Here is a 24,353-nt window from a genome sequence, read left to right on the forward strand (position 1 = left end):
TTTATGCCTCCAGAAAAACCCAAACGCAAAAGCCTCATAACCCAGTTCTACGTTCAGGCGAACGACAGGACTTTTCACCAGCTCGTGAAGCTCATGGTCGATTTGGTCGACGGCGAGATGAACGAGATCAAGCTTATTTTAAAATATTCAGGCCTGAAGTATGGCCCGAGTCCGATGGTTGATACCGTTACCGGAAAGAAGTTTGGGCAAGATGGGCCAAGAATGCCTCTTCAAGGGGATCAGATCGAGATCTCATATCACAAAGATGGGGCTATTACATACAAAGACCCCGCGAAACAGGATGGTCATAAGCACATAAGCAAGCGCGCCTACATTCGACCTTTCAAAAAGATTAAGGAGCCGCAGATGTTTTTTAGTATCACAGGCTGGCAAATAAATTATCCGCCCGCTAAGGTACCGAAGCCTGGTAATGGGCGTGAAGAGATTGTGTTTGGACTCGGCCCTTCCTTTGCGCCAAGCGATAACATCAACTGTGTGATCTACATATCTAATGGATATGCGGCCTTCAATATCCCTGAGTGGAACGCTCATTTGTTTCCTGATGCGCCAGAACATATTCAATTTCCGGTTGAGGGAACTAATTTGATCCTGACCTTCTTTTTCTGGAGGTTCCAAGGAAATTCGACAGAGGCCACATTCTCTATTCGTACCGATACTTGGAAGGATAGGCTGAAGCGTCTTTATTTTGGGATTAAGCTGGGCCGCGCCTACCCGATGTTTCGAGATACGCTCATCAAGCTTCGCTACAAGATAGTTCCCAAAAAGATTCCGCCTGGCACCGTGCACCAATCTCAGGAATATAAACCACAGGACCCCAACCCACGTACCTAAATTGCAGAGGCGAAATGGTGCTAAAATACCCTTACAACGGTTGGGCCTACATTTACTTAACCCGCCATCACCGCAACAAGGAAGATATCCGATGAGTCCCTCATGTCGAAAATGGCATTCGCTGTAAAGAAAAAACACCGCGTAAGCGGTGTTTCGCCTTTAAAAAAGACTTACGTCACTTTATCGAGGTCTTGCGTCCTGATCTTCTCGACATGGTGGGACGGGAGCGCGATCCTGTCGACTATATCCGAATCGTTGTCTTGCCGCGCATCCTCGAGTACGATAAATCTTTCGCCATTATCGGGATCTGTCACGAGCCTTCCTTCCCAGACTTCGCCGTCGATGAGGTCGACACGTACCGTCTTGCCGACAAGCGCGCAAAGATTCTCTTCGCTGCCCGTTTCCTTTTCTTTGTCTTTCTTGCCGGGACTCGCCGCATGGAACATTATCGAGCTTCCGATGATGCCAATGAGGACGACTAGCAAGGCCGCGACATATTTCCAATTGACGCCGATAATCAACAAAGCTCCGCAAATCGAAGCCAGGAGAATGGCGATTCCAATAGATTTGAGCAGTTTGTTTTTCATAAGATCGATCTAAAGAAAGATTAGCACTGCATAGTGCAAAGTCAAAAACAGCTTAAGGGTCGCTTTTAAACTTAGATGAGAAAGGAGGGCTGCGTGATCGGCTAGTTGTATAAAAAAGCCCGAGAAGAACTCGGGCTCTGAGAAAGAACTATGAATGGCCTATAGGCCGGTCGCTTCTGCCGGTGCCGGATTCTGCGCTTCTGCAGCCGAGGCCGGCCGCATCGTTCGCTTTGTCGAACCTGATCCGTCAGGGAGATCGCCTGAAGGCACCGTCGAGAACCTGTCTTTGAGCTTCAGGAACGGCAGCTCGAACCACCGATAAGATGCCATCGCGAGGGCGAGCGTCACGAACGCCGAGAGCCCAACGAAGGATCCGGCCCGCGCGATGCGCACCCACAAATCCCTGGTCCCTGCGTCTGGAAGGAGCGCATCGACCGCGAACAAGACCGGCGGATGGAATACGTACAGGCCGTAGCTGATCTTCCCGAGGTAGGATAATGATTCCGGGACCTTCACGAGCCGTTGCCCGTAAACTGCGCCGAACAGGCATAGGCAACAAAGGGCCGCGAGCGGGTAAAACGTCAACGCTCCCCATGCGACCCTGGTGCCCCAAGGCTGGAAGGAATCCATGAATAGGAAGAGGAACGGAGGCCCGATCAGTCCCGCCGACAGAAGCAGGAGCCGGACGCGCCCTGATGGAGCCCATCCGCGTTTCCTGATCGCATCGGCGAACCATATTCCGGCGAAGATCGCGTCGAGCCGCGCCGGAGAATTGATCCACAGGCCTATCCCTCTGGACACGCAGAACGCCTTGTACGCCGCCGAGAAGAGAAGGCCGTAAGCGCAGAGCTTGCCGATCCCGATCTCTTTCGGCTTGAACTTCAGCGTCAGCGCCCACACGAAATAGAATTGCTCCTCCATGCCGATGGTCCACAAGTGGCCCGTCGTCCCGTTTATGCCGAAGAGCATGAACGAGAAATTGCCGAGGAAGAGCAGGTTCATGACTATGTGGACGCTGCGGATGCCCGGTTCGAGCGGCTGCCAGACCATGAACACCAGGATGAACCCGAAATACAATGGCCAAATCCGAAGCGCGCGCCTCCAGAAGAAATCGCCGAGACGGAAATCGCCTCCGCGCATCTCGCGTTCCCTGAGGATGAGCGTGGTGATGAGAAAGGCGCTGATGCAGAAGAACAGGTCGACGCCGATCGATCCGGAACGGATGATCGCGGCGAGCAGGCGCTGCGGCCCCGGCGGCAGGTTGGCGACGAATCCTCCTTTTCCCATGAACTGCACAGACGCATGCAGGGAAAAGACGGACGCGCATGCCCAAAACCGGAGCGCGTCCAGTTCCGGACAATAGAATCTTTTCATAATGAAGCTGTAAAAGAACTGGCACGTTCCGCCGCACCATGCGACGGTATCGAGTATGCATCAAAGAATACATCTATAATACAATTTTGTCAATATAAGGCCGAGGAAAGCGGCCCCCGCCTCTCGGCCTCACGCGCTCGATGGGGGGGTTACCGGCATGGCATCGGGGTCGGTCGCCTGATGCCCGCGGCCATACACAGGATCGCTTTCCTGTCCTGCTGTGGTGGGACAGGCTAGGTCTGTTAGAATGCCTCTATGGCCAAGAGAATATCACAAGGCGTCGTGCATACATTGCCCCGGGATATGCGGAAAGCCCTTGCTTCATCCAAAGCGGCTCTTGAGGCGTGGGAAAGCCTCACGCCCCTCGCGAGGAACGAATGGATCTGCTGGGTCGAGTCGGTCAAGAAGCAAGAGACGAGGGACAATCATGTGAGGAGGGTCCGCGAGGAGCTCGTCGAAGGCAAGCGCAGGCCGTGCTGCTGGGCGGGATGCCCTCATCGCTGATATATGCGGCCGGATCTCGACAAAAGCATCTTTCCTATCGACGGCTTCCAGGCGCTCGATAATTTCTCCGCTCACGCGATCGCTCTCTGGGGCAGGGAGTTTCCGACCGCAGAGCATGCGTTCCAATGGAAGAAATTCTCCTATATCCGTCCGGACATAGCGGAGAGAATCTTTTCTGCGAAGAGTCCGGACGAAGCGAAGTCTATCGCGAAGGCTTCCAAAGCCGATCGTTCCGCAGATTGGAATGAAAGGAAAGTCTCGGTCATGGAGGAAATACTCAAGGCAAAGGTTTCGCAACACGCCGATGTCCGAGAGACTCTGATCGAGACGGGTGAGCGTACTATAATAGAGAACTCTCCCGCGGATAGTTTCTGGGGAATCGGTCCGAATAAGGACGGACAGAATATGGTCGGCAAGATATGGATGGACATAAGGAATTCATATATGAAAAACACGCAAAAGAAGATCTGGTTCAGGCGCAAGATATTCGGCTGGGGCTGGACCCCGGTGACATGGCAGGGCTGGGCGGTCACGTTCGGGTATGTCGCTGCCCTCATAGGCTTATCCTTTTTTATAAACGGACAGGCGTCATCGCGCCAAACGGCATCCGTGTTCGCTATTTCGGCGGCGATTCTTACGTTTCTGATGATCTTCATCGCCTACAGAACCGGCGAAAAGCCGCGCTGGCAGTGGGGCCGGGATATGGGCGATCCTTCTGGCGCCTCGTCTGACAAAGACGCGCGCTGATATAATCGATGCATGCGTCTCCTTAAGAACGTCCTGTTGCTCGCCGTCGCCGGAGGCTTGTTCGCCGGGACATACTTCATCCTGACGAAGAGCCCGTGCTCGTCGGCGTTAACGTACAAGATCGGCGATTTCGATTCCCGATTCGGCATAGGCAGAGACGAATTCCTCGCGGACATAGCCGCCGCGGAAGCGGTCTGGGAAAAGCCGTTCCATGATCTCGGAAGGAAGGGGAACCTCTTCGCATATGATCCGGCCGGCGCCTTGCCGGTAAATCTTATCTATGACGTCCGCCAGGCGATGTCAGATAAAAATAAGATCCTGTCCGCGAACATAGATGATACGGTCGCCTCGGCGAATGCGATCAAGGCCCAGTTCCAATCGCTGAAAGACGAATATGCGGCCGATAAAAGCGAATACACAAACCTTTCTTCGCAATTCGAAGCGAGTCTTACGACATACAACAAAGAGACCGCCCGCTGGAATGCGGAGGGCGGCGCTCCGCAGGCCGAATATGATCGGCTCCAGGCCGAGAAAGCCCGTCTCGAGGCTCTCCGGAATCGGGTCAATGCCAAGGCCGATGCGTTGAACGGCCTAGGCGATCAGATAAACGCTCTTATCGACAAATACAATTGGCTCGTGAATTCGGCGAACGAAACCGTAGACAAGATAAACCAGTCGGCGGAGAAGGAATTCGAAGAGGGCGATTACGTCTCCGACGCGGCCGGGCAGAGGATCGATGTCTATGAATTCGACGGCAAGACGCGGCTCGTCAGGCTCCTCGCGCATGAATTGGGGCATGCTCTGGGCATAGATCACAACGACGATCCGCAATCGATCATGTATTATCTGAACAAGGGGACGTCTCTTGTGCCTTCGGTCGAAGATATCGCCGCATTGAAATCCGCCTGCGCTATCGTCCCAGCGCAAGGGTTATGATTTTTTCTGCGCCCCCTTCGGCCAGCGCGCGCCTCGCCTCACCGAGCGTCGCTCCCGTCGTCACGATATCGTCTATGACGACGACGGTCTTGCCCGCGAGGAAGGGCGGCGCGCCGCGATCCCCGCGCGATCTTTGTATGGCGAGCGTGTTTCGCACGTTCTCGAAACGCTCTATCTTATTTTTGCCGACCTGATCGGCGGTCTCGCGAGTCTTTATGAGGATATCCGTCCGTACTTCGAACCGGTCGTGGATGTCGGCTCGGGCCAAGCCTTCGACGATGAGGTCGCACTGGTTCCAGCCGCGGGTGAGCCGCTTCTTTTTGGTTATGGGAGTGGGGATGACGATAGATCCTTCAGGCATTTCCATCGCTTTAAGCTCGTCGAAGAGGATCTTTCCGAGAAGGTCGGCGATACGGCGGTTGGAGCGTTCTTTGATCTCCACGAGAGCTGCTTTGGCGGCGGCGGAGCGGTAGGGGAACAGCGAGATGACGCCGTCATGCTCGGCCCGGCCGGACGCGGCGTCCGGCCGGGCCTTTTTCAGGAATTCCTCCGTCGTCATGCGCTCTATCGCCGCTATGTCCGGATCCGCCGGCGCGACGACATCGGCTGCTAATACAAGAATCGATTTAAATAGCTTGAGCATTCAGAAACCATACCTAAACGGCCTGAATAAAAACTGAAGCAGTGGTATAATCGGACCGTATGGCCATTTCTTTTCTTAAAAATCTGTTTTCGGGCCTTTCTAAGAATACGGGACAGAGCGTTCTCGGCATAGACATCGGCTCTTCCTCCATAAAAGTCGTCCAGCTCCGCAAGAAAGGCGGCAAGGCGACTCTCGAAACGTACGGCGAACTGGCCCTTGGCCCGTACGCGGGCGTCGAGATCGGCCGCGCCACGAATCTGCCGAACGAAAAGATCGTCGAAGCCCTTCGCGACCTCCTCAAGGAGTCGAACGTGACGACGCGCTCGTGCGGCATCTCCATCGCCGCCGCGTCGAGCCTGCTCTCCTTCATCCGCATGCCGGATATGGACCAGAAGCAGCTTGCGACTATGATCCCGATCGAAGCGCGCAAATACATCCCGGTTCCGATAGCCGAAGTCGCCCTCGACTGGTGGGTCATCCCGAAGGAAGAGAGCTCTTTCTCCGAATTCGAAAAGGCTCCCGCTTCCGGCGCAGCTCCGCAGGACAAGGGTGTGGACGTGCTCCTCGTCGTCATCCATAACGACGTCCTCAATCGCCTCAATCAGATATCGCAGAGCGCCGAAGTCGCCGCGTCGTTCTATGAGATCGAGATATTCAGCTCGATGCGCTCCGTCGTGGACCAGGGGCTCGAATCGGTCATGGTATTCGATATGGGCGCAGGCTCGACCAAGCTCTACGTCATCGAGCGCGGCATACTGCGCGCGTCGCACACCATCAACCGCGGCTCGCAGGAGATCACGCTCGCGCTGTCGCGCTCGCTCGGATCGTCGATAGGGGACGCGGAGCACATAAAACGGACCATCGGTCTTTCGTCCGAACCGGACAATCAGAATATAAAAGAAGTCATCACTCTCAACCTCGACTACATCTTCTCGGAGACGAATCGCGTCATCGGCAGCTACGAGCGCAAATACAATAAGAGCATATCGAAAGTCATACTCACGGGCGGCGGCTCGCTCCTAAAAGGCTTCCTCGACCTAGCCCGCGTCAAATTTCAGACCGAAGTCGTTCTCGGCGACCCGTTCGGAAAGACCGAATCTCCCGCCTTTTTGGAACCCGTTCTCCGCACGGCCGGTCCGGAATTCGCCGTCGCCATAGGGATCGCCCTCCGAAAGCTCCAGGAGTCGGAGTAATGGGGATAGCGGACGAGGGTCGCGTAGTATAATAATTCCGATGGATCCCCAATTCCGCACATCTTTCATACCCAAGAAACCGATCGTAGCCGCTCCGACGAGGTCATCTTCGTCTATCGGCCTTTTCTCCCTCCTCGCGACGGTGCTCTTCATCGTGACCGTCGCGGTCTCTGGCGGCATATTCTTCTACCAGAAGCTCCTCAATCAGCAGATAGATACGGACAAGGCATCCCTCGACCGCGCTCGCGGAGCGTTCGAGCCCGATATCATCAACCAGATCATCCGCCTCGACTCGCGCATAGAGACGGGTAAGAAGCTCCTCGCGTCGCACCTCGCGGTGACGCCGTTCTTCGATTTCCTCGGCGGCGTGACGCTCAAGAGCGTCCGCTTCAAGGACTTCAATTTCTCATATATATCTCCCGACAAGATCGTCGTCCTCATGAAAGGGCAGGCGACGAGCTATGCCGCGGTCGCCCTCGAATCCGATCTGCTCAATGCTCAGAAGAAGCTTTCTAGCACGATCATCTCCGACCTCGCTCTCGATCCGCAGGGGACGGTATCGTTCAGCGTCTCGACCGTCCTCGATCCGAGCCTCGTCTCGTTCTCGTCCATAGCGTCGGCGCAGCCTGTTCAGACCGCGCCTGCGGACGCTACTGCTTCGACGGCGCAGGCTTCGGGAACGACGACCTCTAATAGCAAAGCCCAATGAGCAATATCATCTCCATAGTACTCATACTCGCTTCATTCGGCCTCTTCTTCGGCTATATAGACCCGACATATACCAAGGTCCAGGGATTGCGCGTGGATAAAGCCGACTATGACAAGGCTCTCTCGAATTCGAAAGAGCTTCAGGCCGAGAGGGACAAGCTCCTCGAGAAGTTCAACCAGATGGACAAAGGCGACCTCGACAAGCTGTCCAAGCTCCTCCCGGACAACATCGACAACATCCGCCTCATCATAGACATAGACAACATGGCGCGAAACTACGGCATGAGGATCAGGAACTTCAAGACCGATACGGGAGCCAAGACGGACACCATCGGCAAGGACCTCACGCCGTACGGCACGCTGACGCTCACGTTCACGACGACGGCGCCGTATAACACGTTCCTGGCATTCCTTCACGATCTCGAAAAGAGCCTTCGCGTCATAGACGTCACCGCGGCGCAGTTCTCGGTGAACGATACGAACCAGCTCTATGATTACAATGTCACCGTAAAGACCTATTGGCTAAAATAATATGAGCAACGGATCAAGCAAAAGGAATCTCTTCATAGCCCTGGCGCTCATCATAGCGGTCGGCGTCGCGGGCTATCTCTATACCACTCGCGACAGGTCGTCTAGCGACCTTCTGGTCGAAGACTTCATCGCCACCTCGACCGTCTCTGTGGACAGCGACCTCCTCGCGACGCTCCGCCAGCTCAAAAAGCTCCGTCTCGACGACGCGATATTCTCGAGCCCAGCATGGCTCTCTCTGAAGGATTTCGGCCAAGTCATCCCGCCGCAGGCGCCGGGCAGGCCGAATCCGTTCGCGCCTATAGACGGCGGGGTGACGGCTGCGACGAGCACAGTCCGATAGCCTGCCCCTGCCGTTTCCGTCTCGCATTTCATATCGTATGAGCGTACTCGACATACTCGTAAACAATAAGGTCATACAGAAAAAGGACGCCGCATCGGCTTCTGAAGAGGCGCGTATGACGGGCGCGCCCGTCGAAGCGATCCTCAAGAAGAAGGGCATATCCGACGACCAGCTCCTCGCTGCCAAGGGCGAGTATCTCGGCGTGCCGGTGAGATCCCTCAAAGACCAGACGATCCCGTTCGACATACTCAAATTCATCCCCGAAGAATCGGCGAACCATTATCAGTTCGTTCCGGTCGCGGTCAAGGATAACGTGCTCGAAGTCGGCGTGGTGGATCCTGACGACATCGAGGCGCGCGACGCGCTGAACTTTATCGCGGCCAAGGTCAATATGCCGTTCAAGGTCTTCCTCATATCAGAGGCGGATTTCAAGAGCGCGCTCACGCTCTATAAAGGCCTTTCGGGCGAAGTGACCAAGGCGCTCTCTGAGCTCGAGACCGACATTGCCGACATAGACGGCGACGGCGCCCCTGAAGACAAAGCGCCTTCGAAGGGTGAGACCCGCATCATCGAAGACGCTCCGGTCACGAAGATCGTGGCGACTATGCTCCGCTATGCCGTCGAAGGCAACGCGTCGGATATCCATGTCGAGCGGCTTTCCGACAAGGTGCGCGTCCGCTTCCGCGTGGACGGCGACCTTCACACCTCGCTCGTCCTCCCGGTGAAAGTCCACGACGCCGTCATGGCCCGCATCAAGATCCTCTCGAATATGAAGCTCGACGAGAAGCGAAAGCCGCAGGACGGGCGCTTCTCGGCGCGTATCGAGGGCCGAAAAGTAGACTTCCGCGTCTCCACATTCCCGGCATATTATGGCGAAAAAGTGGTGATGCGCATCCTCGACCAGGAAAGGGGGATCAAATCGCTCGAAGACATCGGCTTCTCCGATCGGAACCTCACGGCCATCAGGACCGCTATGAAGCGCCCTTACGGGCTTATCCTCATCTCAGGCCCTACGGGCTCTGGCAAGTCCACGACGCTCTACGCGATGCTCAACGAGATAAACGACGAGGCCAAGAACGTGCTCTCGCTCGAAGATCCGATCGAATACAATATGGAAGGCGTGTCGCAGTCGCAGGTCCGGCCCGAGATCGGCTACACGTTCGCGTCCGGCCTTCGCACCACGCTCCGCCAGGACCCCGATATCATCATGGTGGGCGAGATCCGCGACAAGGAGACGGCCCAGCTCGCCATCCAGGCCGCGCTCACCGGCCATCTCGTGCTCTCGACGATCCATACCAATACGGCGATCGGCGTCATCCCGCGCCTCATAGACATGGGCGTCGATCCATACCTCATCGCTCCGACGCTTATATTGAGCATGGCCCAGCGCTTAGCGTCGCGCATATGCGAAGGCGGCAAGGAGCTCCCTGTCGAAGGGGCGATAGACATGATGATAGACAAGCAGTTCTCCGATCTTCCGGCCGAATTCAAGAAAGCGGTGGTCAAGCCCAAGGCGGTCCTCGAAGCCCAGGCTTCCTCTGTCTGCCCGAACGGGGTCCGCGGCCGCATGGCCGTCGCCGAGGTGGTCGAAATGGACCACGAGCTCGAGCGCGCCATCCTTTCGAACGCCACCGAAGACGCCATATACAAGCTCGCGCGCGGCAGGGGCATGATCACCATGAAAGAAGACGCCATGCTCAAAGCCTTCAAGGGCGAGATCCCGTGGAGCGAAGTGAATAAGCTCTAAATATTCTGGTATATAATAGTCCTATGCCGCCAGCAGCGAACGTTCCGAAGAAAAACATAAAGGTGCTCATCGTCGACGACGACAAGTTCCTCTTGGGCATGTACTCGCTCAAATTCTCCAATAACGGATACGACGTCGATACGGGCGTAGGCTCGCAGGCCGCTCTCGACAAGCTCCGCGGAGGGTTCAAGCCCGACATCATGCTCTTCGACATCGTCATGCCGTACATGGACGGCCTCGAGCTCCTCAAGACCGTGCGCGACGAGAAGCTCGCTCCCGAATCCGTCGTCGTCATGCTCACGAATCAGAGCCAGTCGTCGGATATCGAGCGCGCGAAAGAGCTCGGCGTCGACGGCTATATCGTCAAGGCGGCGACTATCCCGTCGGAAGTCCTCCATGAGGTCGAAAAGATATACGCGGTCAAGAAGGGGAAGAAATAATGGCACTCGACTATAAAAAAGAATTCGAAGAGCTGGTAGAGACGGTGATGAAAGAGGCCGCATCGGACCTGCATCTTTCCGTCGGCCGCTATCCGACCGTGCGCGTGAACGGATTCCTTATCCCTTTGATGAATCGCAAGGTGCTCACCAAAGAGGACATGCTCGGATTCCTCAAAGTCGTGCTCTCGGCGGAAGACCAGGAGCTCTTCGAAAGGAATAAAGAGATAGATTTTTCATACGACTATCACGATAAGGCGCGCTTCCGCGGCAACGGCTATTTCCAGCAGGGGAATATCTCGTTCGCGTTCCGCCTCATTCCTAAGAAGATCAGGTCGTTCGGCGAGCTCAATCTGCCGCCGATCCTCGAGACGTTCTGCGAGAAACAGCAGGGGTTCTTCCTCGTGGTCGGTCCCGTAGGGCACGGCAAGACGACGACCTTGGCCGCCATGGTCGAATGCATCAACGAGCGCCGCGCCGAGCACATCATCACCATCGAAGACCCGATCGAATACGTGTATGAGCAGAAGAAGTCCATGATAGACCAGCGTGAAGTGCGCCTTGACACCGTGGATTTCGGCTCGGCCCTCCGGTCGGTGTTCCGCGAGGACGTGGACGTCATCCTGATCGGCGAGATGCGCGGCATAGACACCATGGCGACAGCCGTGACCGCCGCAGAGACCGGCCATCTCGTCCTTTCGACCCTGCATACCAATAATGCGGCGCAGACCATAAACCGCATCATAGACTCGTTCCCGGCGAACCAGCAGGACCAGATCCGCATCCAGCTCGCGGCGACGCTTACCGGCATATTCTCTCAGCGCCTCATCCCGTCCATTTCGGGCGGGCTCGTCCCGGCATACGAATTGCTCATCTCGACGCCGGCCGTCCAGAATCTCATCCGCGAGAAGCGCGTCCACGAGATCAACACCGTCATCGAAACGGGCGTAGACCAGGGAATGATAGACATGAACAGGTCGCTCGCCGAGCTCGTCCGAAAGGGGGAGATCACGGCAGAGAACGCATATCTCTTTTCGCCGAATCCGAAGGTCCTGGAAAGGCTCATGTAACGCGCCATGCTTTTTAATTACACAGCGGTAGACGACAAGGGGGCGGAATCGAAGGGGTCCATAGACGCTATATCCTTGGATGTCGCCATCTCCTCTTTGCAGCGTCGAGGACTGGTCATCAAGGAAGTGAATCCTGCCGAGAAGAGCGGCTCGTTCTTCGGCCGCGAGATATCCCTCTTCTCCGGCGTCTCGAATAAGGAGGTCGTCGTGCTCTCGCGCCAGCTCGCGACGCTCTTCGAGGCGCAGGTCTCGGCGCTCCGCGTCTTCCGCCTGATCGCATCCGAAACGGAGAATCGCGCGCTGGGCCGCGCCCTCACCGAGGTCGCTGACGACCTTCAGGCGGGCTCCTCGATATCGAAAGCCCTTGCCAAGCATCCGAAGATATTCAGCGAATTCTATACGAACATGGTGCGTTCGGGCGAAGAGTCAGGCAAGCTCGACGAGGTGTTCATCTTTCTCGCCGACCACCTCGACCGATCATATGAAGTGAACTCCAAGGCGCGAAACGCACTCATCTATCCTGCCTTCGTCATCTTCACGTTCGTAACGGTCATGATACTCATGCTCACCGTCGTCATACCGAAGATCAGCACCATCCTCACCGAGTCGGGCCAGGAGGTGCCGATATATACTAAGATCGTCATCGGCTTCTCGCATCTCCTCGTCACTTACGGCATATTCCTTCTCGTCGCGGCCATCATCGGCGGATTCTTCCTCTATCGCTTCCTCCGCACGCCGGCAGGGAAGACGTCTCTCGACAATGCTAAAATCGAGATGCCTTTCGTGAAAAACCTCTATCAGAAGCTCTATCTGTCGCGCATATCCGATAATATGAACACTATGCTCGTATCCGGCATCCCTATGGTGCGCGCGCTCGAGCTGACGGCCGACGTCGTCGGGAACGAAGTCTATAAGAAAGTCCTCATGGACGCGACCGAAGACGTGAAGGGCGGCAAATCCGTATCCGACGCGCTCGTGAATAAGCGGATCATTCCCGGCATCATGCTCCAGATGATCAAGGTGGGCGAGGAGTCGGGCGAGCTCGGCAAGATTCTCAAGACTCTTTCGGTGTTCTATGCCCGCGAGGTCGTGAACGCCGTGGATACGCTCGTCGACCTCATAGAACCTGCCATGATCGTGCTTCTAGGCCTCGGCGTAGGCTTCCTTCTGGCGTCGGTCCTCATTCCTATCTATAACATCTCCTCGAATATCTCGTAGCCGTCCCGATATCCGGTTATCCCCACGGCCTATTAGGCGTGAAAAAAAGCGTTTTGTATAATTGAAAGACCGGAATGGACCCATTTCGGTCGCTTCCCGGCCCGCCCAAGCGTTGAAGGATTCTGCTTGAAGCATTATTTTTGAGCCTTTGAGCGGAGCGGGAATCGGTCCGCATTATCAGATCACTTTTAGAAAGATAGATATGAACAAGACAAAGGGCTTCACTCTCATCGAACTCCTCGTCGTGATCGCTATCATCGGCATCCTCTCGTCTGTCGTCTTGGCATCGCTCAATACGGCTCGAGGAAAGGGTTCTGATGCGGCTATCAAGTCGCAGCTCGCGGCTATCCGCCCGCAGGCTGAAATTTATTACGATACGAACGGCAACTACGGTGCTGCGGCGGCGGCAACGTCGAACGGCCAGTGCGTAGTTTCGGGCACCATGTTCGCCGCTGACTCGACCATCGCTAATCAGATCGCAGGCGTGAAGAACACCTCTGGCGCGACGCAGGTCATCTGCGGTACCAACGCGAACCCGGCGACCGCTTGGGCTATCTCGGCTCGCCTCGTTTCGAACACCGGGCAGTACTGGTGCGTAGACTCGACGGGCGCTTCGAAGCAGGAATCGGCTGCTATCACCGGTTCTGCCTGCCAGTAATCGGATCCTCTTACGCAAAGCCGCCCCTCACGGGGTGGTTTTGTTTTGCATGAGCATTGTTTATAATATCTGCATGATCAAAAGAGGATTCACCCTGATCGAGCTCCTGGTCGTGATATCGATCATCTCGCTTTTGTCGTCAGTCGTCATATCCACGCTCTCCGCGGCCCGCACCAAGGGCGCCGACGGGGCAGTGAAGGCGGCGATGAAGCAGATGCATACCCAGGCGCAGAATTACCTTGATTCCAACACAGACTTGGGGACAAGCCTTTCGGCCTGCACGTCGGGCGTATTCGCGGATACTCAATTCGCCGCTATCCGCGCGAACGTGCTTTCGAATGCCGCTCCCGGCGCGACCATGACTTGCGCGACCGATTCGACGGGCAGCAAATGGGCGGTCGGGGTTTCGGCATTGAAGGGCGGCGGCACGTGGTGCACCGACAACAGCCAGGGCTGGTTCAAGGCCGGAACGGTCAATGCCGCGAACGGCGTCTGCCAATAACCTGCCATGCGAAACACTCGCGCTTTCACTCTCGTCGAGATACTCATCGTGCTCTCGATCGTCGGCGTCCTTACGGCGATCGTCATAGATTCTACGACAGCGTCGCGCTCGAAGGCGCGCGATACGCGCCGCATCTCCGACATGAAAGAGATCCAGATCGGCCTCGCGCTCTATTACGACGTCAACCGCGCCTATCCGTCAGACCTTGCGACGCTCGAGGCCCAGAAATACCTGCCGTCGATCCCGACCGACCCTCTCGGCTCTTCCTATGAATACGCGCAGGGGACCGATACGTACTGCCTCGGCGTGACGCTCGAAGGCGCCGTCCCTGCAGATTCGGCGTCGTGCACGAGCGGTCCGTCGGCGAACTACAAGGCGCTCCCTCCGCAGTAATATGGAATATCTCGCCGTATTCGTTTTCGGTCTCATCGTCGGAAGCTTCCTGAACGTCGTCATTCTCCGCTTCAATACGGGCATGACCGTGTCCGACGGCAGGTCGCGATGCTTTTCCTGCGGGGAAGAATTGACCTGGAGCGAGCTCGTTCCGGTATTGAGCTATGCCTTCCAAGGCGGCGCATGCAGAAAATGCGGCTCGCGCATATCGCCGCAGTATCCGCTGGTCGAGATCGCGGGCGGCATGGCGTTCATCGCGGCATATACGATGGTTCCCGGCGCGCTTTCCGGCGCGATGCCGTTCGCCGCATTCGCCCTCACCGCCATCCTCCTGTGCCTCTACGTCGTCATCGTCGCATACGACCTCAAGCATAAAATAATCCCTGATTTTTTTTCGTACCTCGCGGGATTCGCGGCGCTCGGCCTCGTCGCCGTCGATTCCGCTACGACAGGCTCGGTCGATTTCATGCGCGTCATCGGCGGTCCGGCGCTCTTCCTCTTCTTCTGGTTCTTCTGGAAAGTATCGAAAGGCAGGTGGATGGGTCTGGGCGACGGAAAGCTGGCGCTCTCCATAGGCTGGACGCTCGGCTTGGTCCAAGGGCTGGCGGCGCTCCTCATATCCTTCTGGGCCGGAGCGGTCGTATCGCTCGCCGCCATGGGATATCAGAGGGTGTCGAAAAAGGGTCGAGAGGGAGCGGCGCTCGGCATGAAAAGCGAGATACCGTTCGGGCCGTTCTTGGTCATAGGATTTCTTGTCGTATTCTTCGGATTCATAGATATGCAGTCTATTTTGGCGTATTTGGCGCTATAATAGAGGCATGGTTTCGGATCATTCCCAACAGGGCTTCACCCTCGTCGAGCTTCTCGTCTCGATCGGCATATTCACGGTCATAACGACCGTAGCCATTTTCAGCAATGCTCAATTCAACGGCAGCGTGCTCCTCACCAACCTCGCATACGAGATCGCTCTCTCCATACGCCAGGCGCAATATTACGGGATCTCTGTCAGGCAGGATTCGTCCCAGGCATTCGATTCGGGCTATGGCGTCAGCTTCAAGACTTCGACCCCGACCTCGTATTCCATATTCGAAGACAAGGCCGGCGGTTCGATGCATATATATGACGGCAGCGATCCGATAGTCAAAGCATATTCGGTCGCGAAGGGTAACAGGGTGTCCAAGATATGCGTAGACGGCGACTGCTCGAAGACGACCGTGGACATCACGTTCGTCCGTCCCGAACCGGACGCGTTCATAACGGCGAACGCCGCAACGTCTCCCTTCTACGGCAAGGCCGAGGTCTGCGTCCTCTCGCCCCAGAACCTGAAAAGGAAGATCGTGGTCGAGTCTACGGGGCAGATATCGGTTGGAACGGATGATTCGGGCGTCTGCAATTAACATATGAAGAATAGCGCGAACAATCAGGGATTCACGCTCATCGAGGTTCTCGTCTCGGTATCCATATTCGCCATGGTGATGCTCATCGCGACCGGGTCGGTGTTCTCGATCGTCGCGGCGAACAAGAAGACTCATGCCATAAAGTCGGTGATGACGAACCTGAACTTCGCCCTCGAAAGCATGATGCGCGACATGCGCCTCGGCTCGCGCTATGCCTGCGGGGCGTCGGTACCGCTTTCGAGCCCCTCTGACTGCGCCTCGGGCGATGTTGTATTCAGGTTCAAGGCGAATCGCGACGTTTCCGGCGATGCCGTCTATGACCCGTCGGGAATAAACGATCAGATAGAATACAGGCTCCAGGACGGGCGTATCATGAAGAAGATATACGACAACACGACCTCGGACTACGCCATCACCGCGACGGAAGTCCATGTGACGTCCCTTATGTTCTACGTGACCGGATCGGGAACCGGCGACGGCAAGCAGCCGAAGGTCGTCGTCACGGTCCAGGGATATTCGGGATCCGGCGCGACCCAGTCGAATTTCAACATCCAGACCATGGTGACCCAGCGCGCCATCGATTCATAGCATGCGATCCTCCGTATGAAAAAACGCTCTGAAAACAAAGGCAACAAAGGATTCACGCTCGTCGAGGCCATGGTGGCGATCTCGATACTTTCGCTTGCGGTCACAGGGCCTCTCATCATCGCGCAGAAAGGCCTCGGCTCCGCCGTATACGCCAAAGACCAGATCATCGCGGCATATCTGGCGCAGGAAGCGGTCGAATACGTCCGAAATGCCCGCGATACCAACCGCATCACTGGCGCCGCATGGCTCAACGGGCTTTCGGCCTGCATGGTGAGCGGCGGCTCGGAAGCGTGCGAGATAGACGCGCGAAAGACGGATTTTCTCGCGACGGGCGCGGTGCAGTCGTGCCCGGGCGGCGCCTGCGACAAGGTCTCGTTCGATCCGTCGAGCGGCCTCTATGGCTACGGTATCGGCAGCGCGACGAAATTCACTCGCTCGATATCCATAGACAACCGCGCTTCGGCAAAAGAGGCGACTATGACCGTGACGGTGTCGTGGGCGACGAATCTCTTCCTGCCGGTCCGAACGTTCACGGTACGCGAGACGATATTCAACTTCTAGCATGAAAACAGATGCTCTGATCCAGAATAGGACTCCATCGCAGAAGGCCGGTTTTGCCATGCTCTTTGCCGTCCTCGTATCGAGCGTGCTTCTGGCCGTCGGCATTTCCATATTCAACCTGACGGTGAAAGAGCTCATATTGTCGGCTTCCGGCCGTGAATCGCAGTTCGCATTCTATGCCGCCGACACGGGCGCCGAGTGCGCCCTATATTGGGATTTCAAGGGCGTCGACGTCTTCGCGACTTCCACGGGCGACCGAACTCCGTCGCCGGCGAGCCCTGACTGCGTAGACGCTGCAGGACAGGCGGCGCAGACCATAAACGTATCGAATTACGTCGCGTATTCCGGCTATCCCGTGGCGCGAACGAGCAATTCAGCCGTGACGCAATTCACGCTCAATATCCCGAGCGTAGGCCCGCAGTACTGCGCGATCGTGACGGTGGTCAAAGACTCTTCCTCTGGCATTCAAAAGACCGTGATCGATTCGCGAGGGTACAATTTGCCGTGCTCGGCGACTACTGATCCAAACAGGGTGGAGCGAGCTTTGAAGATCACATACTAGTCTTTGGAGCCTAAAAATCGTAATCTAGGTGTATGGCTCAGGCGCCTAAAAATACGGAAAAACGCGCGGGAAAGTTGCGGGAATTGATCGAATATCACCGCCATCTTTACCATACCCACGACAAGCCCGAGATATCGGATACGGCCTATGACAGCCTCGTAAAGGAGCTTGAGGGCATAGAAGAGGCGTATCCGGAACTCAAGACCCCTGATTCGCCGACCCAGCGCGTGGGCGGAGCGCCGCTCCCTGAATTCACCAAGGTGACCCACAAGGTGCCGCAGTGGTCGTTCAACGACGCTTTTAGCGAAGACGACATGAAGGACTTCGACGAGCGCGTCCGAAAGTTCATCAAAGCGGACGTCGGAGGTAAAGACGGCGCAGAGCTCGCGCCTTCATACGAATGCGAGCTTAAGATAGACGGCCTTAAGATCGTCTTGGAATATGAGAAAGGTATCCTGGTTCGGGCGGCGACGCGCGGCGACGGCACGATAGGCGAGGACGTGACCCAGAATGTGCGTACGATCGCGGCCGTGCCTCTGCGCCTCAAAAAGCCCTTCGACATCATCGTCGAAGGCGAAGTCTGGATGTCGAAATCGAATCTGAAGCGTCTGAATGCCGAGCGCGAGAAGAGCGGCGAGCCTCTATTCGCGAATCCCCGCAACGTGGCGGCGGGTTCGATCCGTCAGCTTGATCCGAAGATCGCTGCGGCGCGAAAGCTCGACAATTTCGTATACGACATCGCGCGCATCGACGGGAAAATGCCTGCATCCCAGCACGAAGAGCTCGACCTCATCGAATCACTCGGTTTCAAGGTGAATCCGCATCGCCGCCATGTCAAAGATATAGATGGAGCGATCGCGTACTGGAAGGAATGGCAGAAGAAGGCGCCGAAAGAAGACTATCTGATAGACGGCGTGGTCATAAAGGTGGACGAGAGGCTGTTCCAGGAGGCTTTGGGATATACGGGCAAGGCGCCGCGCTGGGGCATCGCTTTCAAATTCCCGGCCGAACAGGTAACGACGGTGCTCGAAGATATCGTATTCCAGGTCGGCCGCACGGGCGTCGTGACGCCTGTCGCCGTTCTGCGCCCGGTCTTGGTCGCCGGCACGACGGTTTCGCGCGCGACGCTCCATAACGAGGACGAGATAAAGCGGCTCGACGTGCGCATAGGGGATACGGTCGTCTTGCAAAAAGCAGGAGACGTCATTCCCGACATCGTCAAAGTGGTGATCGAGCTTCGCACAGGTAAAGAAAGAGCGTTCGTTTTCCCGACGCATATAGAAGAGTGCGGCGGCGACGGCCGTATCGAGCGGATCCCGGGCCAGGCGGCGCATCGATGCGTCGTCCGCGATTCGCAGACGCTTCAGCGCCGCAAGTTGCGCTATTTCACGTCGCGAGCGGCGATAGATATAGACGGCTGCGGCCCGGCGGTCATAGACGCGCTCCTCGATGCCGGACTCATCGCGACATTCGCCGATCTTTTCACCCTGAAAAAAGGCGATGTGCTCGCATTGCCGCGATTCGCTGAAAAATCTGCCGATAATCTGATCAGATCCATAGATAAGGCGCGCGACACGACGTTGGCACGGCTCGTTACTGGGCTTTCCATAGACCATGTGGGCGAAGAGACCGCGCATCTATTGGCTGATACTTTTAAGACGATTGAAAAGATCCGCAATGCCTCGCGCCAAGACCTGGAAAGCGTCGAAGGCATCGGTCCCGTGGTCGCTGAATCTCTGGCGGCATGGTTCTCGGACAAAAACCATCGGAAGATGCTCGATAGATTGTTGACCCAGGTCCGCATCGCCAAAGTCACGCCGCATACCGGAGGGAAGCTGGCGGGGATGACCTTCGTTCTGACGGGAACCCTGCCGACGCTTGAACGCGCCGATGCCGAAGAATTGATACGAAAGAGCGGCGGGGACGTATCGTCTTCTGTTTCCAAGAAGACGTCATATGTCTTGGCGGGCGAGAATGCGGGATCAAAGCTCGAAAAAGCTCGCTTGCTCGGCGTCAGAGTCATCGATGAAGCAGGATTCAGGCTCCTTGTCGGTGCATAAAATAGGTTGTGGATAATTCAGTCGCCGTTTCTGTGCGATAATCATACCCATGAGACCAGTCAGGTGCTTTAATTGGCTGTGGTGCATTTTTGTCTTCACGCTCGTCGTCCCTTCGACTGGATTTGCCGCAACCGCTATCTATAGGTCCGTATCGCCGAGCAACACCTCGGTCCTCGATTCTGCCGGCGGGTCGAAATCCCTGACCATCAGCGGCTCTACCGCGACGTTCGGCGGCGCCATAGCGAATAACGTGGGCGTCGGCGACGTTATCCAGTACGATTCCGCGTCCAACGGAACTATCAATGCCGTCGCTTTCATATACGGCCGCACGGATTCGACGCACTATACCGTGAAGAACGCGTCCGGCGGCACGCCGACCGCCGTTACGGGAAGCACTGCATGGTCTATCTATCGAGCATATACTTCTCTGGGCGAAGGCTTCGTAGGTTCCGAGAACACTGGTATCAATTCGTCCGTCCGGGATTTCGATACTACGTATTCAGGTACCGACGGTAAGGATCTCACGGTCCTCGATCAGCAGTGGAATTTCGCCGCATACGGCAATGGCACGACCCGTGATCACACTCCTAACCCATATCTTATCGGCTGGACGACGGGGCCTACCACATACATCAGGATATATACGCCGACATCGACTGCGGAAGTAGGCACGAGCCAGAGGGCGAATGGAGGCAAATGGGATCCGAATAAATACGGGGTCAGCTCTCCCTGCCAGGGTCTTTGGCTTCAGGTCAATTATGCCCGAATCGACGGCATCCAGATGGACCTGTTGCATACGCAGGCGTCCACGAGCGGGGCCGGCGAGTATCAGATATCTAATAATCTCATAGATCCGGTCGTCGCAGATAATTTCGGTTGTTTCTTCAGCTATTTCGATGAATCCGCATCAAATGGAGCTAGTGTCGGCCTGAAGTTCTGGAACAATATCGTCGCAAACAGCGGCCCGGCCGGAGGCGCTGTAGACCTCCGCTATCTCGGCGGGCAGGTGACGCTGTATAATAACACCTTCTATAACGATGCGTATCCTTTCTTTGTGGGTGCTTCGAATATGCTGCTTAAGAACAACATATTCGCATCGACTACGGAGATCTTCAGGTTCGGCGGATCAGCTTCTGCGTCTTCCGACTACAACTCCTTCAGCGCGTCTTCGGTAAGCGGGTATACGAACAATACCCATGACCGTTTCTCTCAGACGTTCTCATTAAACGACCCTGCCAATTATGACTATAACCTCACAGGCTCTGATACTGCTGCCCGCGACCGCGGCGTCGACCTCTCCGGCGACAGCCTGATCCCGTTCTCCATAGACCAAACCGGCAGCACCCGTCCCGGCAACTCTATCTGGGATATAGGCGCGCTCGAATATTTTCCCGCTCCCGATACGACGCCGCCCGGCCGTTCGGCAGGCGCTCCTTCCGGTAGGATAGCGACTTCGACGACTTCTACCAATATCACGCTCAATACGAACGAGAGCTCCACCTGCAAGTATTCGACGACCCCGAACACGGCCTATGGATCGATGACGAACACGTTCACCACCACCGGCGGCACGAGCCATTCGACTGCCGTGAGCGTGTCGAGCGGACACCCGTACACCTATTACATCCGCTGCCAGGACGGCGCATCGAATGCGAATACGGACGACTATACCATCCAGTTCTTCGTGAATCAGGCGGGTACCGTGTACGCCGACAGTTGTTCTGTCTCTGACGTGAATACGGCGTATAGCTATACCTATGCCGGAGATACGCTCAAGCTCCCTGCGGGTACCTGCACCGGATGGACATCGTCGTCCGGTCTTGCCATCGGCAAGGCCATAACGCTTCAGGGCGCGGGTATCGACCAGACGATCCTGGAGATCGCATCTACGACCGGGACGTACAATTCAGCCGCGATACCGATCTTCGCGCCGGCGACTGTCCGCGATCTTACGGTCCGCACGGAAACGTCGGGAAACAGCGGCACCTGGTTCGCCGCGAGCGCCGACGGATTCCATTTCACGAACGTCAAGTATGTAGACAGGACTTCGACCACCGGCGGCTACTTCCTCTATGCGAGCGCGTATGGCCTCGTCGACAACAGCGATATCACGAGTGCGGCGGGCGACATGGAGCTCATACTGGTCCGCGGCCCTTCGAACTCTTGGCAGACCGCGAATTCGATGGGCTCTTCGTCGGCAGTCTTCATCGAGAACTCCATATTCCGCGGGCCGGGATACGTGACGGACTGTAACTCGAACGCGCGCTGCGTCGTCCGCAACATCTCCATCACCGGTCAAATGAAGGTAGACGGCCACGGCTTGGCTTCGAACACGCCTGCCCGCGGCGTCCGCCAGTATGAGCTCTATAACACGACGTGGAGCGCGGCCGACGGCGCGTGGACGGCGATCGAAATGCGCGGCGGCACCGGCATGATATTCGGCAACAGATCGACCGGCGGCAATTTCCTTTTCAATGAATACTGCGCGACTGCGGTTTGGGCGAATTGCGGGGGCGTCCAGCTGACGGCGGCTGACTATCCGATATCCGATCAGATCGGCGTGGGCAAGGATCCCAAAGCAGCCCATAGCGAGCCGTATTATGTCTGGGATACTTTGAAGAACGCCGCTCAATGGCCGATCAACCTCGGCTATGGCGAAGAAGCCCTCTTGAGCGGCCTCATCGTCGCGAATAGGGATTACTATATATCCTCGACCTCCGTAGCTTTCAACGGAACGGCGAACGGTACCTCTGCCGGCGTCGGCACCGGCCTCCTCGCGGCCCGTCCGGCGACCTGCACGACGGGCGTTGCCTATTGGGCGACCGATCAGGGCGGCAGCTGGAATACGATAAACGGCACCGGAGCCGACGGCGCTCTCTATACATGTATCTCCACGAATACCTGGAGGAAGTCGTATGTCCCGTACGCCCTGCCTCATTATCTTGCCGCCGCTTCGACTACCGGCACGAGCCTCGTCGACAGGGGAATGGGCGCGCGCTTCTTCGGCGTCGGAACGTTCTATGGCGTCGCCACGTCTTCCGCTTCCGGCACGTATGCCGATATGGCTATCAATCCTTCCTCTACCTCGGCCGACACCTGGCTCGATGTCTCCATCTCCCTCTGGAACAATACGGGAACGAGGCATAAGACGTGGACGGAATCATCGGAGAACGCTACGACGACGCTGCACACCATCGGCGACCTCGCGGCTAACACGGGCTATAACGTCAAGGTAGACAACGTCCTCGGATCGGGCATAACGGGCGGCTCGTGCTCGGGCGGCGTCTGCACCTCGAACGGCTCCGGCAAGATCACTTTCACGTATTCGGGAGGATATTCTACCCACACGTTCGACGTCGAAGACGTCTCGGCTTCGTCCGCGTCCGCGCCTTCGGTGACGACCTCCGCGGCTTCGTCCATCGCTGCTACGACCGCTATCCTTAACGGCTCGATAACCAACAATGGGGGAGCGGACGCCACCCAGTCGGGCTTCGCATACGGCACGGTCTCGACGCTCCAGTCAGGCGTCATCGCGACCTCGACCCTCGGATCGCAGACGGGCAACGCCTCGTTCAATTCGTCGATATCGTCTTTGACCTGCAATACCACGTATTATTTCCGCGCGTATGCTACGAATACCGGCGGAACCGGATACGGATCGATCCTCTCGTTCACGTCGGGAGCATGCACCCCGACCGTCACTACCCAGGCCGCTTCGTCCATCACTAATTCTTCTGCGACCGCGAACGGCACGATCACCGCGACCGGCGGAGCGAATGCGACCTCTCGCGGAGCCGTATACGGCGTCACGACCGCGTATGGCGCGACCACGACTGAAGCCGGATCGTTCTCCACGGGAGCCTTCACCGCTTCTTTGAGCGGCCTCGCCTGCAATACCCTCTACCATGTAAAGGCGTATGCGATCAATTCCGGCGGTGCGGCGTACGGCTCTGACGTCACGTTCACCTCGTCGGCCTGCGCATCGCCGTCCGTGACGACCTCCGCCGCTTCATCGATCGGCCAGACCTCTGCGACCTTGAACGCTCTCATCACCGCGACCGGCGGCCAGAACGCCACCCAGTCGGGCTTCGCGTACGGCACGTCGTCGGCGCTTTCGACCGTCATCGCGACCTCGACCCTCGGATCGCAGACGGGCGCCGTCGCATTCTCTTCCTCCGTATCGTCTCTCACCTGCGAAACCACCTACTACTTCCGCGCGTACGCGACGAATCCGACGGGAACCTCGTACGGATCGGTCGTTTCGTTCACTGCGGCGTCCTGCGTGACCGTTTCCGAGCCGACGCCCGTCTCTTCCGCTTCGCGTCCTTCCTCCCAGACCCATAGGGAGACGGCTGTCGCCGCGCCTTCGTCCGTCGTGACCGTCTCAAGCCCTGTCCTTCTCCCGACCCTCCGTCAATTCATCGATGCCCTCATATCGGCGGGCGTCATACCGGCAGACAAGGCAGAGACGGCTCGCGCGGCGCTCCTCAACACCGCTCCGGCATCCACCCCGTCGGTCAACCTCGCATACCATGACCAGGGAGACGCGGTGAAGTCGCTCCAGACGATACTCGCGTCCAAGGGCTTTTTGACCGCGACGCCGAACGGCGTATTCGGTCCCGCGACCCTCGCGGCGCTTAAAGCCTTCCAGAAGGCCAACGGCGTGCCCGCTACGGGCTTCTACGGGCCTCTTACCAGGGCGGCGATGGGACAGTAAGGCGCGACGGGAGAAAGCTTTGAACCGC

25 protein-coding genes are annotated in these 24,353 nt (G+C 57.0%); 22 read left to right on the top strand and 3 right to left on the bottom strand.

What is annotated here, in order from left to right; genetic code table 11:
* The first annotated feature begins 3 nt into the window (after positions 1 to 3).
* Positions 4 to 852: a hypothetical protein gene (locus VHE10_02605; protein HVU06654.1), complete on the top strand. Its 849-nt coding sequence runs from the start codon at positions 4 to 6 to the stop codon at positions 850 to 852.
* Positions 853 to 1,022: 170 nt separating this feature from the next.
* Here VHE10_02605 and VHE10_02610 read toward each other — a convergent pair whose 3' ends face one another.
* Together VHE10_02610 and VHE10_02615 are read right to left on the bottom strand one after the other, a co-directional pair.
* On the bottom strand, positions 1,023 to 1,439 hold the full coding sequence (locus VHE10_02610; protein HVU06655.1) for a hypothetical protein: 417 nt from the start codon (positions 1,437 to 1,439) through the stop codon (positions 1,023 to 1,025).
* 159 nt (positions 1,440 to 1,598) lie between these two features.
* The gene (locus VHE10_02615; protein ID HVU06656.1) at positions 1,599 to 2,813 is read right to left on the bottom strand and encodes an acyltransferase; all 1,215 of its coding nucleotides are present in this window, start codon (positions 2,811 to 2,813) and stop codon (positions 1,599 to 1,601) included.
* Positions 2,814 to 3,068: 255 nt separating this feature from the next.
* Between VHE10_02615 and VHE10_02620 the strand changes: the two genes are divergently transcribed.
* Genes VHE10_02620 through VHE10_02630 form a run of 3 tightly spaced genes read left to right on the top strand, consistent with a single transcriptional unit; the run spans position 3,069 to position 5,000 of the window.
* On the top strand, positions 3,069 to 3,317 hold the full coding sequence (locus tag VHE10_02620) for a YdeI/OmpD-associated family protein (GenBank protein ID HVU06657.1): 249 nt from the start codon (positions 3,069 to 3,071) through the stop codon (positions 3,315 to 3,317).
* 3 nt (positions 3,318 to 3,320) lie between these two features.
* Positions 3,321 to 4,064: an NADAR family protein gene (locus VHE10_02625; protein HVU06658.1), complete on the top strand. Its 744-nt coding sequence runs from the start codon at positions 3,321 to 3,323 to the stop codon at positions 4,062 to 4,064.
* A gap of 12 nt (positions 4,065 to 4,076) precedes the next feature.
* On the top strand, positions 4,077 to 5,000 hold the full coding sequence (locus VHE10_02630; GenBank protein ID HVU06659.1) for a matrixin family metalloprotease: 924 nt from the start codon (positions 4,077 to 4,079) through the stop codon (positions 4,998 to 5,000).
* Here VHE10_02630 and VHE10_02635 read toward each other — a convergent pair.
* Entirely contained in the window at positions 4,975 to 5,643 is a 669-nt protein-coding gene (locus VHE10_02635; GenBank protein ID HVU06660.1) for a phosphoribosyltransferase family protein, read from the bottom strand. The genes VHE10_02630 and VHE10_02635 overlap by 26 nt on opposite strands.
* A gap of 59 nt (positions 5,644 to 5,702) precedes the next feature.
* On the opposite strand from VHE10_02635, the gene pilM reads away from it, so the two are divergent.
* The 18 genes from pilM (at position 5,703) to VHE10_02725 (ending at position 24,325) form a co-directional block, all read left to right on the top strand.
* Positions 5,703 to 6,836 carry a type IV pilus assembly protein PilM gene (gene pilM, locus VHE10_02640; protein HVU06661.1) on the top strand — a complete coding sequence of 378 codons (1,134 nt, stop codon included), beginning with the start codon at positions 5,703 to 5,705 and terminating at the stop codon, positions 6,834 to 6,836.
* A gap of 40 nt (positions 6,837 to 6,876) precedes the next feature.
* Positions 6,877 to 7,545: a hypothetical protein gene (locus VHE10_02645; GenBank protein ID HVU06662.1), complete on the top strand. Its 669-nt coding sequence runs from the start codon at positions 6,877 to 6,879 to the stop codon at positions 7,543 to 7,545.
* Positions 7,542 to 8,075, top strand: coding sequence for a type 4a pilus biogenesis protein PilO (gene pilO / locus VHE10_02650; GenBank protein HVU06663.1), 534 nt, complete (start codon positions 7,542 to 7,544; stop codon positions 8,073 to 8,075). Before VHE10_02645 ends, pilO begins: the two co-directional genes overlap by 4 nt.
* Position 8,076: 1 nt before the next feature.
* The gene (locus VHE10_02655) at positions 8,077 to 8,415 is read left to right on the top strand and encodes a hypothetical protein (GenBank protein ID HVU06664.1); all 339 of its coding nucleotides are present in this window, start codon (positions 8,077 to 8,079) and stop codon (positions 8,413 to 8,415) included.
* Between the two features lie 37 nt (positions 8,416 to 8,452).
* Entirely contained in the window at positions 8,453 to 10,162 is a 1,710-nt protein-coding gene (locus tag VHE10_02660; protein ID HVU06665.1) for an ATPase, T2SS/T4P/T4SS family, read from the top strand.
* Between the two features lie 23 nt (positions 10,163 to 10,185).
* Complete coding sequence (locus VHE10_02665) at positions 10,186 to 10,602, top strand: response regulator (GenBank protein HVU06666.1); 417 nt, start codon at positions 10,186 to 10,188, stop codon at positions 10,600 to 10,602.
* Positions 10,602 to 11,669: a type IV pilus twitching motility protein PilT gene (locus VHE10_02670; GenBank protein HVU06667.1), complete on the top strand. Its 1,068-nt coding sequence runs from the start codon at positions 10,602 to 10,604 to the stop codon at positions 11,667 to 11,669. The genes VHE10_02665 and VHE10_02670 overlap by 1 nt, the downstream gene beginning before the upstream one ends.
* 6 nt (positions 11,670 to 11,675) lie before the next feature.
* Positions 11,676 to 12,887 carry a type II secretion system F family protein gene (locus VHE10_02675; protein ID HVU06668.1) on the top strand — a complete coding sequence of 404 codons (1,212 nt, stop codon included), beginning with the start codon at positions 11,676 to 11,678 and terminating at the stop codon, positions 12,885 to 12,887.
* Between the two features lie 202 nt (positions 12,888 to 13,089).
* On the top strand, positions 13,090 to 13,545 hold the full coding sequence (locus tag VHE10_02680) for a type II secretion system protein (protein ID HVU06669.1): 456 nt from the start codon (positions 13,090 to 13,092) through the stop codon (positions 13,543 to 13,545).
* A 73-nt stretch (positions 13,546 to 13,618) separates the two neighbouring features.
* Positions 13,619 to 14,047, top strand: coding sequence for a type II secretion system protein (locus VHE10_02685; protein HVU06670.1), 429 nt, complete (start codon positions 13,619 to 13,621; stop codon positions 14,045 to 14,047).
* A gap of 6 nt (positions 14,048 to 14,053) precedes the next feature.
* Positions 14,054 to 14,440 carry a prepilin-type N-terminal cleavage/methylation domain-containing protein gene (locus VHE10_02690; protein HVU06671.1) on the top strand — a complete coding sequence of 129 codons (387 nt, stop codon included), beginning with the start codon at positions 14,054 to 14,056 and terminating at the stop codon, positions 14,438 to 14,440.
* 1 nt (position 14,441) lies between these two features.
* Positions 14,442 to 15,251, top strand: coding sequence for a prepilin peptidase (locus VHE10_02695; protein ID HVU06672.1), 810 nt, complete (start codon positions 14,442 to 14,444; stop codon positions 15,249 to 15,251).
* A gap of 7 nt (positions 15,252 to 15,258) precedes the next feature.
* On the top strand, positions 15,259 to 15,837 hold the full coding sequence (locus tag VHE10_02700; protein ID HVU06673.1) for a prepilin-type N-terminal cleavage/methylation domain-containing protein: 579 nt from the start codon (positions 15,259 to 15,261) through the stop codon (positions 15,835 to 15,837).
* A 3-nt stretch (positions 15,838 to 15,840) separates the two neighbouring features.
* Positions 15,841 to 16,425, top strand: coding sequence for a prepilin-type N-terminal cleavage/methylation domain-containing protein (locus VHE10_02705; protein ID HVU06674.1), 585 nt, complete (start codon positions 15,841 to 15,843; stop codon positions 16,423 to 16,425).
* 15 nt (positions 16,426 to 16,440) lie between these two features.
* On the top strand, positions 16,441 to 16,986 hold the full coding sequence (locus tag VHE10_02710; GenBank protein ID HVU06675.1) for a prepilin-type N-terminal cleavage/methylation domain-containing protein: 546 nt from the start codon (positions 16,441 to 16,443) through the stop codon (positions 16,984 to 16,986).
* A gap of 1 nt (position 16,987) precedes the next feature.
* Positions 16,988 to 17,548: a hypothetical protein gene (locus tag VHE10_02715; GenBank protein ID HVU06676.1), complete on the top strand. Its 561-nt coding sequence runs from the start codon at positions 16,988 to 16,990 to the stop codon at positions 17,546 to 17,548.
* Positions 17,549 to 17,580: 32 nt separating this feature from the next.
* A complete protein-coding gene (ligA, locus tag VHE10_02720) occupies positions 17,581 to 19,608 on the top strand; it encodes an NAD-dependent DNA ligase LigA (GenBank protein HVU06677.1) in 2,028 nt (675 codons plus the stop codon).
* Positions 19,609 to 19,657: 49 nt separating this feature from the next.
* A complete protein-coding gene (locus tag VHE10_02725) occupies positions 19,658 to 24,325 on the top strand; it encodes a peptidoglycan-binding protein (GenBank protein HVU06678.1) in 4,668 nt (1,555 codons plus the stop codon).
* Positions 24,326 to 24,353 lie beyond the last annotated feature (28 nt).

This window comes from Candidatus Paceibacterota bacterium, assembly GCA_035546035.1.
Lineage (GTDB): Bacteria > Patescibacteriota > Minisyncoccia > Phycocordibacterales > UBA6065 > UBA6065.

Excerpts from the sequence above, each read along its gene's own strand:
- VHE10_02675 (HVU06668.1), top strand. The coding sequence starts at position 11,676 with ATGCTTTTTAATTACACAGCGGTAGACGACAAGGGGGCGGAATCGAAG.
- VHE10_02605 (HVU06654.1), top strand. The coding sequence starts at position 4 with ATGCCTCCAGAAAAACCCAAACGCAAAAGCCTCATAACCCAGTTCTAC.
- VHE10_02620 (HVU06657.1), top strand. The coding sequence starts at position 3,069 with ATGGCCAAGAGAATATCACAAGGCGTCGTGCATACATTGCCCCGGGAT.
- VHE10_02615 (HVU06656.1), bottom strand. The coding sequence starts at position 2,813 with ATGAAAAGATTCTATTGTCCGGAACTGGACGCGCTCCGGTTTTGGGCA.
- VHE10_02695 (HVU06672.1), top strand. The coding sequence starts at position 14,442 with ATGGAATATCTCGCCGTATTCGTTTTCGGTCTCATCGTCGGAAGCTTC.
- ligA (HVU06677.1), top strand. The coding sequence starts at position 17,581 with ATGGCTCAGGCGCCTAAAAATACGGAAAAACGCGCGGGAAAGTTGCGG.
- VHE10_02645 (HVU06662.1), top strand. The coding sequence starts at position 6,877 with ATGGATCCCCAATTCCGCACATCTTTCATACCCAAGAAACCGATCGTA.
- VHE10_02705 (HVU06674.1), top strand. The coding sequence starts at position 15,841 with ATGAAGAATAGCGCGAACAATCAGGGATTCACGCTCATCGAGGTTCTC.
- VHE10_02655 (HVU06664.1), top strand. The coding sequence starts at position 8,077 with ATGAGCAACGGATCAAGCAAAAGGAATCTCTTCATAGCCCTGGCGCTC.
- VHE10_02660 (HVU06665.1), top strand. The coding sequence starts at position 8,453 with ATGAGCGTACTCGACATACTCGTAAACAATAAGGTCATACAGAAAAAG.
- VHE10_02700 (HVU06673.1), top strand. The coding sequence starts at position 15,259 with ATGGTTTCGGATCATTCCCAACAGGGCTTCACCCTCGTCGAGCTTCTC.
- pilO (HVU06663.1), top strand. The coding sequence starts at position 7,542 with ATGAGCAATATCATCTCCATAGTACTCATACTCGCTTCATTCGGCCTC.
- VHE10_02665 (HVU06666.1), top strand. The coding sequence starts at position 10,186 with ATGCCGCCAGCAGCGAACGTTCCGAAGAAAAACATAAAGGTGCTCATC.
- VHE10_02630 (HVU06659.1), top strand. The coding sequence starts at position 4,077 with ATGCGTCTCCTTAAGAACGTCCTGTTGCTCGCCGTCGCCGGAGGCTTG.
- VHE10_02715 (HVU06676.1), top strand. The coding sequence starts at position 16,988 with ATGAAAACAGATGCTCTGATCCAGAATAGGACTCCATCGCAGAAGGCC.
- VHE10_02635 (HVU06660.1), bottom strand. The coding sequence starts at position 5,643 with ATGCTCAAGCTATTTAAATCGATTCTTGTATTAGCAGCCGATGTCGTC.
- VHE10_02670 (HVU06667.1), top strand. The coding sequence starts at position 10,602 with ATGGCACTCGACTATAAAAAAGAATTCGAAGAGCTGGTAGAGACGGTG.
- VHE10_02685 (HVU06670.1), top strand. The coding sequence starts at position 13,619 with ATGATCAAAAGAGGATTCACCCTGATCGAGCTCCTGGTCGTGATATCG.
- VHE10_02725 (HVU06678.1), top strand. The coding sequence starts at position 19,658 with ATGAGACCAGTCAGGTGCTTTAATTGGCTGTGGTGCATTTTTGTCTTC.
- VHE10_02610 (HVU06655.1), bottom strand. The coding sequence starts at position 1,439 with ATGAAAAACAAACTGCTCAAATCTATTGGAATCGCCATTCTCCTGGCT.
- VHE10_02710 (HVU06675.1), top strand. The coding sequence starts at position 16,441 with ATGAAAAAACGCTCTGAAAACAAAGGCAACAAAGGATTCACGCTCGTC.
- VHE10_02625 (HVU06658.1), top strand. The coding sequence starts at position 3,321 with ATGCGGCCGGATCTCGACAAAAGCATCTTTCCTATCGACGGCTTCCAG.
- VHE10_02680 (HVU06669.1), top strand. The coding sequence starts at position 13,090 with ATGAACAAGACAAAGGGCTTCACTCTCATCGAACTCCTCGTCGTGATC.
- pilM (HVU06661.1), top strand. The coding sequence starts at position 5,703 with ATGGCCATTTCTTTTCTTAAAAATCTGTTTTCGGGCCTTTCTAAGAAT.
- VHE10_02690 (HVU06671.1), top strand. The coding sequence starts at position 14,054 with ATGCGAAACACTCGCGCTTTCACTCTCGTCGAGATACTCATCGTGCTC.